At 33.8% G+C, this 290-nt stretch carries 1 pseudogene; it reads right to left on the bottom strand.

Features of this window, described 5'->3' with window-relative positions:
• A pseudogene (locus WFZ85_RS16255) lies at window positions 1-290 on the bottom strand (heavy metal translocating P-type ATPase); the annotation flags it as partial.

Here is a 290-nt window from a genome sequence, read left to right as displayed (position 1 = left end):
ATAAAACTCATATAAATAGTAAGCATTGCGTTTTTAGAATAGGCAAGAAAAAAACTGATTTTTTCAAATTGAGACGCGTCTAAGATACAATCTCAAGCGGGCGAAAAAACATTGACATTTTCTTATATTGAAATCCCAACATTGCTTTGTGCCAACTCTCCAGCATCGTTTAAACCATCACCACTCATCATGACATTGTTACCGTGGTCTTGTAATTGTTTAATAAAATCGAGTTTTTGTTCGGTTTTTTGATTGAAAACCAAAGAGGTGTTAGCAGGTAACATTTTCTC

The organism is Flavobacterium aureirubrum (genome assembly GCF_038739835.1).
Lineage (GTDB): Bacteria > Bacteroidota > Bacteroidia > Flavobacteriales > Flavobacteriaceae > Flavobacterium > Flavobacterium aureirubrum.
Note: the sequence above shows the minus strand (reverse complement) of the source record. Positions and strands in the feature narration are given on the sequence as shown.